Raw genomic sequence first — 15,549 nt, 5'->3', positions numbered from 1 at the left:
AACTCTCATGTTTGATTTTGGTTAAGATTCACAGCTAGCTGTTATCTCTTCCCGTTTTACTTTGGTTTGTGTTCTTATTTGAAATTTTCTCATACGTTGATGCGTTTCTTCCAAAAGCTTCGTTTTTGTCAGTCACGTCAATTTCTGCCATACGCCTAACGGCGTCTGTTCGCATCTGCCACCCCGTCTGCCTCTGTGCAAGCACAGGCATCCGTCTGTCATCTGCTTCGCCCGCTCTCGCGTGCGTCAAAAATCATCAACGTGGAAATTTTCGGGATTGTTTTGTTGTTCAATTATCAAAGTTCGTTGCCACTCGTTTGAAGCATCTTGTCTATTTTATCAAATCAGAAGAAGTTTGTCAACAACTTTTTTCATTTATTTTCAAATTTCTTTTTGATCTGACTGATTTTGTACTGTTTCGCGTTGTTCTCGCTGACAGCTTGTATATAATATCATCCCAGATTTAAATTGTCAACAGTTTTTTTGATATTTTAATAAATTTATTTAATTTCTTTCTATCGCAGGTATAAGCGTTTTTTCGTCCATATTAACGCACATTATATATTGTTGTGTCTATATTGTTCTTATTGTCGTTTTTAATTTCTGATTGAATAACGGACAGGGGAATACTCCCCCACCTGCTATTCAAGTACTTCATCCATAATCATCTCTAATCCCGGCAATGAATGCACTATTATCTTCTCGTCAAACCGATACACCGTTGTCTCCACATTCTCACCTTCCTCGTTTTTCTCATCGAGATACCCGACCACCATTACCTGTCTTTTCCAGTCGTTGACAATCCAATATTCTCTCACACCATGATACTGATACAGTTGTGCTTTATCAATATAATCCTGGGACGCTGTTGCTGGCGTCACTATCTCTATGATCCACTCCGGTACGCCGCGATATATATGATCATAGATCATTTCTTCACTTCCTATAAGAAACAAATCCGGAGATACCACTGAATCCAGCATGTCCAGCTTTTTCAATTCTACTGCAATCGGTGCAAAACACATCTGATAGGGCAGCCCCTTCATTTTCAAATATGTTTTCACTGTAAAATAAATATTACCGCGGATATTCTGATAGCGATAAGCCGGCATCACTGTCTCCCTGATATTCCCCATCAGCAGCTCTACCATTGATGTGTATTGCTGCACATTCTTCCTGGTGCTGAGCCACTCATAAAAAGCATCTGCCGAATACTGCTGTTCGGCAGAGGATTGGTTTCCATATGTACTGCTTTGTTCGGCTACCAGCTGTACCGCTGATTCAGGATAAACTTCTTTCTTAAAGCGGTAAAACAATGCCAGTTCCCTGAGACTGCCGCCATCTTCCCACAAAATATCCGAAATACAGCATTCAAATCCCGGATAACATCGACTGCGTATATTCTGCTCAAAAGAATATCTTCTATAATCAAAACCATTTCTATAGGAATATGTGTAAATAAATTCCTCTTTCAAATCAATCAGCCAATATTCTTTGACACCGCTTTTGCCATACATAACCGCCTTATCCAGACAATCATAGATTTCATTGCCGTCTGACAGTACTTCCACAATAAACTTTGGAATTTGCTCTGCGCCCGAAGCACGGATCACACCATTTCGGTAAACTTCGCTCTGTTCCACCACTGCCAGATCCGGCTGAAAAATATTGCTTTCATTTAATCTAAAATCAACAGGTCCAAATAATACCTGATCCGGTTTCTTTCTTATCATCAGATAATCTTCCAGTATTGTTCCCAGCAGGAAACATAATTTATGTCCGTCTTCTCCCGTCATCACGGACTGTACCACATGTCCTGCCACAATCTCACAGCTAATGCTCTTATCCGCCGCATTCCGTTTAAATATCTCAAATTCTTCGTTTAAGTTACGATTTAACATAAATACCTCCCTCTTTCCCCGTTTACCCCCAAGGTTCAAATAATATCTACAACATGCGTTAAAAAGAGTATAGCATGCCCGCTTTTCACGGTAAAATATCATCCGTTGACAAATTTCGCCCTAGCTACAACTTCATCGACATCCAACACATTCAAATATGCTTTTATCACAAAATCTACCGACATTTTACCCTAAAAAATTTTTTAAACTTTTTCCGTTTCTTTGCTTCTTCTGTTTTTAAATTTAAATACCATGCCAAAAAAGACCACCGTCAAAACAATTGCATTTTGTTTTGACAGCAGTCTCTTTCAATTTCTACCTATGATCCTATGATTTTCTGTATTTTAATTAGTGATGGAAAAGTCTGATGCCTGTAAAGCACATGGTCATACCATATTTATTGCAGGTTTCAATGACCTGATCATCTCTGACAGAGCCCCCCGGCTGAGCCACATATTTCACGCCGCTCTTATGTGCTCTCTCAATATTATCTCCAAACGGGAAGAAAGCATCTGAACCAAGAGCTACATCCTGAAGTTTGTCAAGCCATGCTCTCTTTTCTTCACGGGTAAATACTTCCGGCTTTTCCGTAAATGTTCTCTCCCATTCACCATCTGCCAGAAGATCCATGTATTCATCACCGATATAAAGATCAATGGCGTTGTCTCTGTCGGCACGTCCGATTTTTTCTTTAAACGGCAGGTTCAATACCTTTGGATTCTGACGCAGGAACCAGTTATCTGCCTTCTGACCTGCCAGACGGGTACAATGGATACGGCTCTGCTGTCCGGCTCCGATACCGATGGCCTGTCCGCCCTTCGCATAGCATACAGAATTAGACTGTGTATATTTCAATGTAATAAGCGCGATCACCAGATCAATCTTGGCTGATTCCGGCAGTTCTTTGCTTTCAGTAACGATATTGTTCAGCATCTCTTTGTCAATAACCAGTGCATTTCTGCCCTGTTCAAATGTAATGCCGAATACTTCCTTGTGTTCCACAGGTGCCGGACGATAGGACGGGTCAATCTGGATGACATTGTAATTGCCTTTTTTCTTGGCCTTCAACATCTCAAGTGCCTCAGGTTCATAGCCAGGTGCAATGACACCGTCTGAAACTTCACGCTTGATTAATTTGGCAGTTGCCACATCGCACACATCCGACAGGGAAATGAAATCACCGAAAGATGACATTCTGTCAGCACCGCGGGCACGGGCATAAGCATTGGCCAAAGGTGTCAGTTCACTCATATCATCGACCCAGTAAATCTTTCTCTCAACGTCAGTTAACGGCAGACCAACAGCTGCACCAGCAGGGGAAACATGTTTAAAAGAAGTTGCCGCCGGAAGTCCTGTTGCTCTCTTTAATTCACTGACCAGCTGCCAGCCATTGAAAGCATCCAGAAAGTTGATATATCCCGGACGTCCGTTTAAAACAGTAATCGGAAGCTCCCCCTCATTCATAAAAATGCGGGATGGTTTCTGATTCGGATTACAGCCATATTTTAATTCTAATTCTTTCATCTGATCTACCTCCGATTAGTGATTCTTGTTGATGATTCTTGATTCATATTTGCCAGTTGCAATATCAATAAAACGAACAAAAAGAGAAACCTTATTGTCCTCGTTGAGGTTTTCCCAGATTTCTTTTGTCCAGGCATCAATGTCGTTAGTATCAACTTTCACCCATGTCGGCTCGCCCTCAAAACTTGGCAATGGATTGCCATCACCCATATAAGTATGAATAAAGTGGCCTTCACCAGCAGGCACGTTATTGTATGCAAATGTATAGCGGTTGCATGAATCCGGATTGCCGTTGTTGCTTTTTAAAATAGACATGGCATAGTTGAATTTTGCATTCTCCACATGCAGGATACCAGAAATACGAGGTGTGTAATTCGGTGCATCCGGCTCAAATTCACGGTTTCTGAGAGACTGCTCGAATGTAAGCTGGCGATCCATACCTTCATAAATGGTATCTGTCTGGTCACCATTTGTCACAATGGTCTTGTTGCCAAGCACTCTGACCGGTGCATAAATAATCAGGCTTGGGTCTTCAAGTTTGGAAGGATCAAAAGCTTCTGTACGAATACCTTCACCATCTTCTACAAAAACACGATTTCGGCTGTTGACGCTTCTTCCCATAATAAAATAAGCTGTAACCGCTTTGCTTCCATCGGCAGAACGACCAATGATAATACCTCTGCCCGGATAAGATGTAGATGACAGTTCCTGACTGATTGCTACCATTTTCATGAATATTCCTCCTATGTCATGTGTATATGCGGAAAATCCGCCGCTAACAGTTTTTCTTATTATTATCTGCAAAGATTATAACAACAACTTCGGTATTTGCATAATCTATGCTTATAAAAAAGGATTGTCAATATAGTCCTGCTTATGTGCAATTTCTATATGACAACCCCATTTTAACACTTGTTATCTTATTTGACAACAGCCATAGTTTTTTGACAGCATTATTATTTCAGCATCCGTTATATTAGTATTCCTAATATATATTCATTCTGCACCAATTCTGTCAAAAAATCAGCGTCTGACGCTACAGGATACACAATCCATTTTAGTATGCTTTGCCCCAGTAAACCATCTTCTTAGCCGGACGTCCGCAGCATACGCATACATCGGATAAATGTTCCTGTGCAAATGGCATACATCTGGATGTTGCTGTTGTTTCTTCTTTGATCTTGTCTTCGCAGGCACGATCACCGCACCACATCGCTTTCACAAATCCAGGTTTATTGGCAATAATATCCTTGAATTCATCATAGTTTGTGGCTACATAAGTGTGTGCATCTCTGTGTGCACGTGCCTTTTCAAACATATCGGACTGAATCTGTTTCAGCAGTTCATCCACCTTTGTTTCAAGTTCATCCAGGCTGACAACAATCTTTTCACCTGTATCACGGCGCGCAAGAACAGCCTGATTCGCTTCGATATCCTTTGGTCCGATTTCAACACGAACAGGGATACCGCGCATCTCTGCCTCTGCAAATTTCCAGCCAGGTTTGTTGTCTGTTGCATCCAGTTTCACTCTGAAACCGCTGAGTCTGTTCTTCAGTTCTTCTGCTTTCTCAAGGACACCTTCCTTGTGCTGGGCAATTGGAATAACAATCACCTGTGTCGGAGCGATCATTGGAGGCAGAACAAGACCATTGTCGTCACCGTGAACCATGATAATAGCACCGATCAGACGGGTTGTCATACCCCAGGATGTCTGATGGACATACTGCAGTTTATTCTCTTTATCTGTGTACTGAATGCCGAAGGCTCTTGCAAAACCATCACCGAAGTTATGGCTTGTACCAGACTGAAGGGCCTTACCGTCATGCATTAGTGCTTCGATTGTATAGGTTGCTTCTGCACCGGCAAATTTCTCCTTCTCTGTCTTCTGGCCTCTGATAACAGGCATCGCAAGTACCTGCTCACAGAAATCTGCATACAGATTCAGCATCTGCTCTGTTCTCTCCTTGGATTCTTCTGCTGTAGCATGGGCGGTATGGCCCTCCTGCCACAGGAATTCTCTGGAACGCAGGAACGGACGTGTCTCTTTTTCCCATCTTACAACGGAACACCACTGATTGTACATCTTTGGCAGATCACGATAGGACTGGATTTCTTTGGCATAGAAATCGCAGAATAATGTCTCGGATGTCGGGCGGACACACATTCTTTCCTGAAGTTCATTCAGACCGCCATGCGTCACCCATGCAACTTCCGGTGCAAAACCTTCTACATGATCTTTCTCTTTCTGGAGCAAACTTTCAGGGATAAACAGCGGCATGTAGACATTCTCAACACCTGTTTCCTTGAAACGTTTGTCCAGCTCATGCTGAATATTCTCCCAGATTGCATAACCTGCAGGCTTTAAAGCCATACAGCCTTTAACACTTGTATAACCGATCAGACCTGCTTTGACAACAACGTCTGTATACCACTGTGCAAAATCTTCGCTCATGGATGTGATCTCACGAACCTGTTTCTTTTCCTTTGCCATTTTACATTCTCCTGTTTCTACTATAATAAATAAATAGGGGAAGTACGCTCTGCTGCAGCAGAAAGCACTTCCCCTTGTCTATTCTCTCCACTGCCAGCCATCAGCTGAACAGGGACCAAAATTCATTCGGCGGTACCACCCTATTTGAAGTCTTCCATCAGTTCATATCTGCCCCGATTCCACGAAAACTTCCGCTCAATTGTCCATAACGCCGGACGCGCGCTGTACTTTCATACAGAACTCCAAGGCAGGTTCATCTGTACATATGGAGACACCTCACACCGCTGGTATCCTCTCTGGGCCACTGACGCAGACTACTGATCCTCTTCACTGTCATTCATGCATAAATATGTTTTCACAAAAATCATTTTATGACAGGAGATGGCCTTTGTCAAGATTTTTTGCCTTATAATGTCTTCTTTAAAATAATCTTACTTGTTTTCCGTTTCTGCCAGCTCCCAATGCACATGAATGAAGTGTATCACAGACCTGAATTAATCAAATAGCGTCGACAAAAGCATTGATTATCTTTCTGCTGTTTTCATCTGTCTCATAAGAAAATTCCGGATGCCATTGAATGCCCACGACAAGCTCGTAAACTGAATACCTCGACATATACCCAAAACAGATTTATCCCTATCGACCGCTCCTTTTAAGATATATTGCTCCATCTCATCTCGAAGTTCACAACACGAACCACACCATGCTTCCTTTTTTGCATGATAAACAGATGGAGACACATCTTGCCCGCCAGTCATCAGAAATCCGCCGCATATTTCAAGAAAATAATCGAGTTCCTTCTCTTTTGCTGTAAGAGGCAGCATCATAGGAATCGCATCTTCTGCCTCCAACATTTTCATGTATCCCGGCAGCATCCAGTAGCTTCCTTTTGATATATCCTTGCACTTCTCTGGAAATCATGATATAGTAACACTCAGGGAATGAAGTTCTCCCCTGGACAACCTAAACTGCTATAGATATCATAGCTGATGACTTCTACGATGAATGAATCGCAGAAGTTGTCAGCTTTTTTTGTGTGAACAATGATGCCGACACACTTTGTGATCTTCATTCATGCCACTACTTACCCTATACATGGAGGATTGATTATGCTTACTTCTTTATCACTTATTTTTCTGGTGGGCCTGGCTATGGGTGCCATCTGCAGCCGTCTGAAACTGCCGCGTATTCTCGGTATGCTGGCAACAGGTATCGTTCTCGGGCCTTATGTTCTGGACTTTTTAGCCCCGTCCATTCTGTCCATATCCGCTGATCTGCGCAAAATGGCCCTTGTTATCATCCTGTTAAAGGCAGGATTGTCCCTGAATATTGCCGATTTAAAGAAAGTCGGCCGACCGGCTGTTATGCTTTCTTTCGTTCCGGCTTCCTGTGAAATCATCGGTTACATTCTGTTTGCCCCTGTGATTCTTGGCCTAAGTCACATAGAGGCCGCCGTCATGGGGGCTGTTCTCGGCGCTGTCTCACCGGCAGTTGTCATTCCCCGTATGGTTCAGTTAATGGACGAAAAATACGGCACCCAAAAAGCCATTCCTCAAATGATCATGGCCGGTGCCTCCTGTGATGATATTTTTGTTATTGTTCTTTTTACAACTTTCCTGAGTATGGCTCAGGGCGGAAGTGCCAGCCTGACCGCCTTTTTAAATATCCCGGTTTCTATTATTCTCGGCGTTCTTCTGGGTGCCGTTGTTGGATATAGTCTCTACCTGCTTTTTGAAACTGCTTACGCCCGCAGACATTATGTGCGAAACAGCATGAAAGTCATCATCGTCCTTGGTTTTTCTTTTCTGCTCATTGCCATTGAAGGATGGCTTGAGGGCAAAATCGCCGTTTCCGGTCTGCTGGCTGTTGTCAGCATGGCCTGCGTTCTGAAAGCCAAAAGTACAACTTTCGTATCCAACCGATTGTCCGAGAAATTCGGCAAACTCTGGCTGGCAGCCGAAGTCATCCTCTTTGTTCTGGTAGGTGCTGCCGTAGATATCCGCTACACGCTGGAAGCCGGTCTGTCTGCTGTTCTGATGATTTTCGTTGCCCTTTTATTCAGAACGGTTGGTGTATTGCTCTGTACATTTAAAACCACGCTTACCGCCAAAGAACGCGCTTTCTGCGTTATTGCCTATCTGCCGAAGGCCACTGTTCGGGCCGCCATTGGCTCCGTTCCCCTTGCTGCCGGACTGCCATGCGGCAAAATCGTGCTGTCCGTTGCAGTCATGGCTATTATTATTACAGCACCACTTGGGGCACTGGGAATGGATATGACGTATAAAAAATTCTTAGAAAAAGAAAAATAAAATTGCGCAACCATAGTTCATAAAGCCCTATAAATTAACAATGCATATCCGCATATTATTAATTTATAGGGTTATTCAAAAATACTGTAAGGTTGCGCAATTCTATTTTTTCAGAGTTACCAGCTATTTTTATAACGCCTCCGCCAACCGCCATTCCTGATATTCTTCCAATCTCTTTATAAAACCGTCAAACTCAGGAACAGTAAAATCAAGTTCTTTGTATTTCCCTGAATAAATGATGCCTTTATTGATGAGCTGTGCTCTGGATGTGGAAACTGTCCAATACTGACATCAATAATCTTCTATAAATATCTTCATCTCTTCCTGCCAGATAAGTCGGAAGCAAACCTTCACCCGGCCTATATGGATTAATTTTAAACATGATATCACCTCTGATTACATTATCCCATTGTCTTCCGTTCCCATCAATACCATCACGTATCAAAGTATAAAATAGTATCTAAAAGTATTATTTTTATCAAATAAGTTCAGATATTTCCTTAACATCCATCTCCGAAAATGGAATAAATGCCTCCGGCTCCGCCGGATGCTCCCCAATCATCTTCTCCATCCAGATCATGTCATACCATCTATTAAACTTATAGCCGCACTTCTTAAATGTGCCTACCAATTCGTAACCCAGATGCTCATGGAAATGCATGCTGTCGTTGGTCAGATGTTCATCCTCATGCTCTGTGTAGGCAATGCAGGCATACAGATTGCTGATATGCTGTTTCTTCAAAATTTTCTCAAGGCCCTGATATAAAAGCTTGCCGCAGCCGCTGCGTTTGCAGTCTTTATCCACATAAATAGATGTTTCAACGGCCCAGTCATAGGCCTTTCTCTCATGGAAAATCGATACATAGGCATAACCAATGATACGACCTTCCTGTTCGGCTACAATATACGGATATCGTTTGAGAGTACTTTCGATTCTTCCCCTGAATTCCGCTTCCGACGGCACTTCATACTCAAATGAAATCGCCGTATTTTCCACATAAGGTGCATAAATTTTTAAAATATTAACAGCATCCTTTGGGACTGCCAGTCTTATCGTCACTGTACTGTTCATTTCTCTAAGTCACTCCATTATGTATTGCTGTAATATTATTTACATTCTTCCGCTTTAAAATGGGCTGTAATCTGTGGTCCTGCCTGTTCTTTAAATATCAAATGCTTCTTTGTCATCGGATGGTCAAATTCCAGATGCCAGGCAAACAGTGCCAGGTCAAACCAGCCCTTTTTATCCGCAAAAACAGGATTGTAGCGGGTGTCCCCCCACAGTCCGGCACCGGCATGAGCCATCTGTACGCGAATCTGATGTCGGCGTCCTGTGATCAGATGAACATTCACCAGTGAATACTGCTGCCCCTGGTCAAATTTTGTCCGTTTGACCTTATATTCAAGCGCTGCCTTCTTGGCTCCGGAAGTTTTGTCAGCCACCACCTCTGTCCTGTTGGTCTTGCCGTTGCTGATGAGCATATCTTCCAACCGTCCTTCTTTCTTCGGAAGGGTTCCGGTCAATACCGCCAGATATTCCTTGGTCATCTTATTGCCTCGCACCTGTTCACTGAGCTTTCCTGCCGCCTGCTGCGTTTTGGCATAAACCATGACACCGCCCACAGGCTTGTCCAGACGATGAATCACACCGATATACGGCATACCTTTGACCTTCTTCTCCCGTACAAAATAATTCTTCAGCCAGCTCACCATATCCATATCCGCCGAGCGCTCCTCCTGTGAAGCCATCCCGGCAGGCTTCACAACCACAATAATGTCTTTATCCTCATATAAAATCTTTACTTCTGCCATTGATCTACCCTTTTCTGTCTTTTATAGTCCCATGTCTATTTCTTTTTGTGTCTCATTCAATATTTTCTGTACATCTGCACCGATAATGTCCAGATTTTCTGCCTTAAAGCATTTCACATCCTGAATGCCATAGAAATTCTGAGCCAATGCTTTCACGTAATCAAAACCATAATCCGGGCTGAACACAGGGCCGCCGGCAGTCATCACATAAATCAATCTCTTTGCTTTGCACAGTCCAATTGGAATACCATCCGGTGAATACTTGAATGTAACACCGCAGACAGTAACGGATTCCAGATAATTCTTCACTATAGCCGGGAAAGACAAATCCCAGTACGGTGCCGCTATGACAATTGTATCCGCATTCTTAAACTGATTGGCATACCTAAGGATCTCTGCATCATCCTGTCCGGCTGCCAGAACAGCATCTCTCTCTTCTAGTCTTTCTCTGTTCAACGGCTGGATCTGTTCTTGTTCAAGGTTTACTTCCGCCACCTGACCACAGAGTCGATCCAATATATATTCAGCCAGCTGCATCGTTCTGGATTCAGGACGTACACAGGCATTCACAAATAAAATATTCTCCATCCTTATTCCCTCCATTCCACTTTCTATCTTCTATCATAACAGAATCAGCACCTATTTTAAAGTCATCTTGCAAGAAGACACAGCCTAATCATGCAGGTACACTGCACGCCATCATCCTGCCTTGCGGCGTTCCTCATGCTTTCAAAATGCTGCTGACTATCGTCAAAGCACAATAAATCTGCGTTGATTATATATTTTTGGAATTTCAAAAGTCTCAGAGACCAACAATAACTATAAGTTGGCCTCTGAGGCTTTTGTTTATTCGATTGGTATGCACTATTAAATAACTACGATTATTTTTTTACAATACTGTACCCATCTTCACCATTTTCTTCCAGAGTATACTTCAGCAAATCCCCGTACTTCGCATGAAGCGGTAATGCCTCGCACACCTCATGCCATTCGCCGGAAGTATCCCTTACAGAAACACTGAGTGTCAGTTTTGAAACTTCTTCATCTGTCAGTGTCCTGTTAAACCGGTCCGGACTCATTGTGATGACCGTCTTATCCGGAGTATCCTCTCCTCCCCATCCGGTTGTAAATGTATGCATTTCATAACTGGATGTAATGCCGAATCTGCACTCTATATCTGTCAGATTCACCTGCTGTGAATAATAAATGACAATCCTGAAATTGTAATTTTCATCCCGCTCGGTTCCCGAAACAACATAGAATCCCTCATCTGTGATAAAATCCAGCTGCGTCAGCATTTCCTGCAGGGCTTTTGGTGACTCACCACATGTTTTGATATCCTTCCCTACATAAGCAGATGCTTCCTCTGCTGTCATCTTCAATGTTTCCACACCATTATTATCCTCCGCTGTCATCATATATTCCCAGGAAACCGAATCCAGGTTATCTACTAGTGCCAACATCACACAGGCATCTTTCTTCATCTGCTCCAGAGCCTTCTCTTTCTTCTCGCCTTTCATCGGATATTTAATAATGTAACGGCAATCATAAGGCTGCCCCGCCGTCTCCAGAGACATATTATAACTGCCAAACTGACTTCCAATGCCCAATATATTTGACAGATTACCAACAGCCTGTGCATCCCCCACATACGGCGTTTTCGCCTGATACAAATCCGATGTCATTTTGCTGATATTCTCTCCCTGATCCCAGATAATTCTATCCCCAAGCCATACCTGGTCAGCTGCATTCACCTTGGAATAGCCTGCAACAAACTGGTTCGGATGCCTGCTTCCCACCGGTGATGAATAAATTTTCAAATGGGTAATACCATCCTCGTCCTCTTCACCAACCAACCTTGTATATCCGCGATTAGCATTCTTAAAATTACCCAGAATATTCAGCTGACTGTCATTGCTGTTCCACTGCAGAGAATAATCTATTTCATCCGCCGACATTTCTTCCCCCTTCTGATAAGTCTGATGATAATAAACCGCTGCAAAAAAGACTGTCAGAATCACTACCACCAGCATCAGATTCAACCGATGCTTCTGTTTAATTCTTTTCAGAAAATTAATTTCTTTTTTTTCTTTTTCCATCACCTCTGAATTCTCCTCAGCCGACATCTCATCCGCTTTCATTCGCTCATACATATCCCTGCATGAAACACAGTCCGCCAGATGGTCTTTGATGGCTTCATTTGTTTCATCACTGGTCAGCCCATCCACATAACTCGGCAAAAGGTCCTGCACAATTTCACATCTCAATTTATCACTCATTCTCATCCAGCTCCTTTCTTAGTTTTTCCTTACCGCGATAGTAAGTTACCCGGGCCCAGTTTTCTGTCCGTCCGGTGATTTCTCCAATCTGTGCAAAAGATAAATCACCAAAAATTCTAAGATACATAACTTCTCTGACCGTTGCATCTAACTGATGCAATTTCCTTAAAATTTCAACACGGCCATACTCTGAAAGCACTGTTTTCTCCGGCGTCACATCCGTTTTTCCTGCTCCTGTTTTCGCCAACGTCTCCGGTTTCTCAGTATCACCGAATGGCACAGCATGCTTTCGTCTATAACTGTTCAGTTGATTCTTCGCAATAGCACAAAGCCAGGTAGAGAAACGGCAGCTTCCGTCAAAACGACCGGCACAGCGGACCGCTTGATAAAAAGTCTCCTGAGTCACTTCCTCCGCCACATGCGCATCCCCGGTCAACGAAAACAGATACTTATATACCATCTGGGAATACTCCCTGTAAACCTCATCCGTAACCTTCACGGCCCGCCTCCTTTCCTAACTGTTATTTTCATCTATTAATGTCCCTAAAACACCATTCGTTACACTATTTATATTAATTGTTTAAAGCAATTTCACGCTTTTTGTTCTGCAACCATTTTACACTACCAACGGGATTTCCTCGATACCTTCCGAACTCCTTCTTCCTCCTATCCAAAAGGATACCCGCTTTACAGCCATCTTCAACTGCAATAAAAGTGCGGCTCAAAAATTTGCCAAAAAAGGAATCGAAGGGGCCATTCAACACAGGTGCTTCTAATGCGGCCAGTACTTAGATGCTGTTTTTTAGCATCTTATGTACTGCTGCCAGCATTAGGCAACGCGAGTGTGCCTGTGTCGAATGGCCCCTTCGATTCCTTTTATCATAACCCTTTAGAGCCGCACTCTATCCCCATTTTAAACCTTAAAGCGGTATCCCACGCCCCAAATTGTCTCGATATACTGCGGCTTCGATGTATTAAACTCAATCTTCTCACGAATCTTCTTGATATGCACCGTTACTGTTGCAATATCCCCAATAGATTCCATATCCCAGATTTTATTAAACAATTCTTCCTTTGTAAATACATGGTTCGGATTCTCAGCAAGGAAAGTCAGAAGGTCAAACTCCTTGGTGGTAAAGGCTTTCTCCTCACCGTTGACATAAACACGGCGGGCGGTCTTATCAATCTTGATACCACGAATTTCGATAATCTCATTGGCTTTCACGCCGCTGCCCACCAGACGTTCATACCTGGCAAGATGGGCTTTCACTCGAGCTACCAGCTCACTTGGACTGAATGGCTTTGTCATATAGTCATCGGCACCAAGACCCAGACCACGGATTTTGTCAATGTCTTCCTTCTTGGCAGATACCATGATGATCGGTGTGTTCTTCTTCTCACGGACCTTCTTGCAAATCTCAAAACCATCCACATTCGGAAGCATCAAATCCAGAATGATCAGATTGAAATCTTCATTCAAAGCCGCTTTAAGTCCGGCATCACCGGTATGCTGCATCACCACATCAAAACCACTGAGCTCCAGATAATCCTTCTCAAGCTCTGCAATGGCCACTTCATCTTCTACAATCAAAATCTTACTCATATACATTATTCTCCTTATACTTTCTTAAAACAAAACACATCGTTGTCCCGACACCCTCTGTGCTGACTGCCCAGATCTTACCGCCATGCTCCTCAATAATTTTCTTGGCAATGGACAACCCCAGACCACTTCCGCCCTTGGAAGAGTTCCTGGATGCATCCGTACGATAACATCTGTCAAATATCAGCGGCACTTCGTTTCGCGCAATGCCCTTGCCGTTGTCTTCGATTTCTATCTTGACGAATTCTGCTTCTTCCATAATACGCAGGCTAATCATCAGTTTACGATCCGGCGATGCATACTTCACAGAATTGCCGATAATGTTGTTCACCACACGCTTTAACTGTTCCGGATCCGCAATAATCACGGTATCCCTGTCCGCATAGTTAAAATAGCCAAAATCAACACCCTGGGACTCCAGATCGAGGCTGATCTCCTCTACACAGTCCTGGAAATATGCATCCACATTCACCTTTGCAAAGGAATAGGTGACGGAATTGCTGTCCAGTTTGGCATAAAGAAACAATTCTTCAATCAGACTGTTCATATCGTTGACTTTGTTATAAATCGTGCGGATATAACGATCCCGTTTCTCTTCGGTATCCGCAACACCATCCATGATACCCTCTATGTAACCCTTGATGGCCGTCATCGGTGTCTTCAAGTCATGGGAAATATTGCTGATAAGCTCCTTGCTCTCCTTCTCATACTGAATATTGCGTTCAATCTGACCCTTCAGCTTCAAACGCATCTCCTCAAAAGCGACACAAACCTCGCCGATCTCATCGTCTGTCTCAGCCGCCACACTGAAATTCAGATTGCCGTCCTTGATATTCTCCGCCGCTGTCTTCAGCTTATTCAGCGGTCTCACAATACTCTGATATAACCAGAACATGGCGATAAAGCTTCCTGCAAACAAAATAAGCAGTGACGTAATAATAATCTGTGCCACCAGTTTCTTCATCTGAGGGATAATCTGTGCCACATTTGTATAAATGAGTGCCTGACCGGCTGTTCCATCCGAAAATGCAAAATTCATCTGCTGTATATGGTACGGCTGCTCATCCACAATATAAATACTCTCATCTTTGCCATCCTTCGGAGAATAATTGAAATCGTCCTTATAATTGCCCTCCGCGGGCAGACCGGAATAAATATTCTGCCAGTCCTTTTTCACCAGAAGATAAGAAGAATGATTGGAAAGTCTCTCATTCAGCTTCTCAAGATAAGCCTGATCCAGAAGCTTATCCGGATCATCCTTCATCACCTGTTCTAACTCTTCCACCGTTGATGCCGTCATATGCCCCAGCATACTCATCGGATTCAGAATCATCTCATAACTGGACTGATCCAAATCATACTTCTGCTCCATGGAATTCAGTCCCATCTTCATCACGCCAAACACAGTAGCCAGAATCAGAACTACCGGGCAGATAAACGCAATTACATAAGATATTTTAATTCTGGTTAATAATTTCAAAAAACCACCACCGATTTTAAACTTTCACTTCATTATATCATGATTCGCACCTTTGGTGCTTGACGCTGCGTATGCAGCTATCATGATCGCCATTCGCCGTTCGCGATGAACATGCATTGCTTGCTCTCGCTCTCTAACGCTCATTATATC

Annotated in this window: 14 protein-coding genes, 1 riboswitch and 1 other annotated feature; of the genes, 1 reads left to right on the top strand and 13 read right to left on the bottom strand. The window is 43.1% G+C overall.

The genetic code is table 11. The annotated features are described in order from the left end of the window. Positions 1–641: 641 nt before the first annotated feature. The 5 genes from HED67_RS11640 to HED67_RS11620 all read right to left on the bottom strand — a co-directional run bounded on the left by HED67_RS11640 (position 642) and on the right by HED67_RS11620 (position 6,791). Entirely contained in the window at positions 642–1,901 is a 1,260-nt protein-coding gene (locus HED67_RS11640; RefSeq protein WP_215631485.1) for a Uma2 family endonuclease, read from the bottom strand. 348 nt (positions 1,902–2,249) lie between these two features. Next, positions 2,250–3,425: a phosphoribosylaminoimidazolecarboxamide formyltransferase gene (locus HED67_RS11635; RefSeq protein WP_221718397.1), complete on the bottom strand. Its 1,176-nt coding sequence runs from the start codon at positions 3,423–3,425 to the stop codon at positions 2,250–2,252. Positions 3,426–3,440: 15 nt separating this feature from the next. After that, positions 3,441–4,157: an IMP cyclohydrolase gene (locus HED67_RS11630; RefSeq protein WP_178441121.1), complete on the bottom strand. Its 717-nt coding sequence runs from the start codon at positions 4,155–4,157 to the stop codon at positions 3,441–3,443. A 325-nt stretch (positions 4,158–4,482) separates the two neighbouring features. Then, positions 4,483–5,916: a proline--tRNA ligase gene (proS, locus tag HED67_RS11625; protein WP_221718396.1), complete on the bottom strand. Its 1,434-nt coding sequence runs from the start codon at positions 5,914–5,916 to the stop codon at positions 4,483–4,485. 107 nt (positions 5,917–6,023) lie between these two features. Beyond that, positions 6,024–6,256, bottom strand: a binding site (T-box leader). Between the two features lie 184 nt (positions 6,257–6,440). Next, on the bottom strand, positions 6,441–6,791 hold the full coding sequence (locus HED67_RS11620; protein ID WP_246612206.1) for a gamma-glutamyl-gamma-aminobutyrate hydrolase family protein: 351 nt from the start codon (positions 6,789–6,791) through the stop codon (positions 6,441–6,443). A gap of 53 nt (positions 6,792–6,844) precedes the next feature. Continuing rightward, a riboswitch (Fluoride riboswitch) is annotated at positions 6,845–6,922 on the top strand. Positions 6,923–7,025: 103 nt separating this feature from the next. Between HED67_RS11620 and HED67_RS11615 the strand changes: the two genes are divergently transcribed. After that, complete coding sequence (locus tag HED67_RS11615; protein WP_221718395.1) at positions 7,026–8,225, top strand: cation:proton antiporter; 1,200 nt, start codon at positions 7,026–7,028, stop codon at positions 8,223–8,225. 244 nt (positions 8,226–8,469) lie between these two features. Here HED67_RS11615 and HED67_RS11610 read toward each other — a convergent pair whose 3' ends face one another. From HED67_RS11610 to HED67_RS11575, 8 genes are all read right to left on the bottom strand, one after another. Further along, positions 8,470–8,607 (bottom strand): hypothetical protein, encoded by a 138-nt coding sequence (locus HED67_RS11610; protein WP_221718394.1) that lies wholly within the window; start codon positions 8,605–8,607, stop codon positions 8,470–8,472. 96 nt (positions 8,608–8,703) lie between these two features. Further along, positions 8,704–9,297 (bottom strand): GNAT family N-acetyltransferase, encoded by a 594-nt coding sequence (locus HED67_RS11605; RefSeq protein ID WP_221718393.1) that lies wholly within the window; start codon positions 9,295–9,297, stop codon positions 8,704–8,706. Positions 9,298–9,332: 35 nt separating this feature from the next. Further along, positions 9,333–10,037: an RluA family pseudouridine synthase gene (locus HED67_RS11600; RefSeq protein ID WP_221718392.1), complete on the bottom strand. Its 705-nt coding sequence runs from the start codon at positions 10,035–10,037 to the stop codon at positions 9,333–9,335. A 21-nt stretch (positions 10,038–10,058) separates the two neighbouring features. Continuing rightward, entirely contained in the window at positions 10,059–10,625 is a 567-nt protein-coding gene (locus HED67_RS11595) for an NAD(P)H-dependent oxidoreductase (RefSeq protein WP_246612205.1), read from the bottom strand. Between the two features lie 293 nt (positions 10,626–10,918). After that, the gene (locus HED67_RS11590) at positions 10,919–12,316 is read right to left on the bottom strand and encodes a DUF4825 domain-containing protein (protein WP_221718390.1); all 1,398 of its coding nucleotides are present in this window, start codon (positions 12,314–12,316) and stop codon (positions 10,919–10,921) included. Further along, positions 12,309–12,815, bottom strand: a complete 507-nt coding sequence (locus tag HED67_RS11585; RefSeq protein WP_221718389.1) for an RNA polymerase sigma factor — start codon at positions 12,813–12,815, stop codon at positions 12,309–12,311. The genes HED67_RS11590 and HED67_RS11585 overlap by 8 nt, the downstream gene beginning before the upstream one ends. A gap of 414 nt (positions 12,816–13,229) precedes the next feature. Beyond that, complete coding sequence (locus HED67_RS11580; RefSeq protein ID WP_015513575.1) at positions 13,230–13,919, bottom strand: response regulator transcription factor; 690 nt, start codon at positions 13,917–13,919, stop codon at positions 13,230–13,232. After that, positions 13,912–15,399 (bottom strand): sensor histidine kinase, encoded by a 1,488-nt coding sequence (locus HED67_RS11575; RefSeq protein ID WP_221718388.1) that lies wholly within the window; start codon positions 15,397–15,399, stop codon positions 13,912–13,914. Before HED67_RS11575 ends, HED67_RS11580 begins: the two co-directional genes overlap by 8 nt. Positions 15,400–15,549 lie beyond the last annotated feature (150 nt).

The organism is Pseudocoprococcus catus, from assembly GCF_019734885.1.
Taxonomy (GTDB): Bacteria; Bacillota; Clostridia; order Lachnospirales; family Lachnospiraceae; genus Coprococcus_A; species Coprococcus_A catus.
Note: the sequence above shows the minus strand (reverse complement) of the source record. Positions and strands in the feature narration are given on the sequence as shown.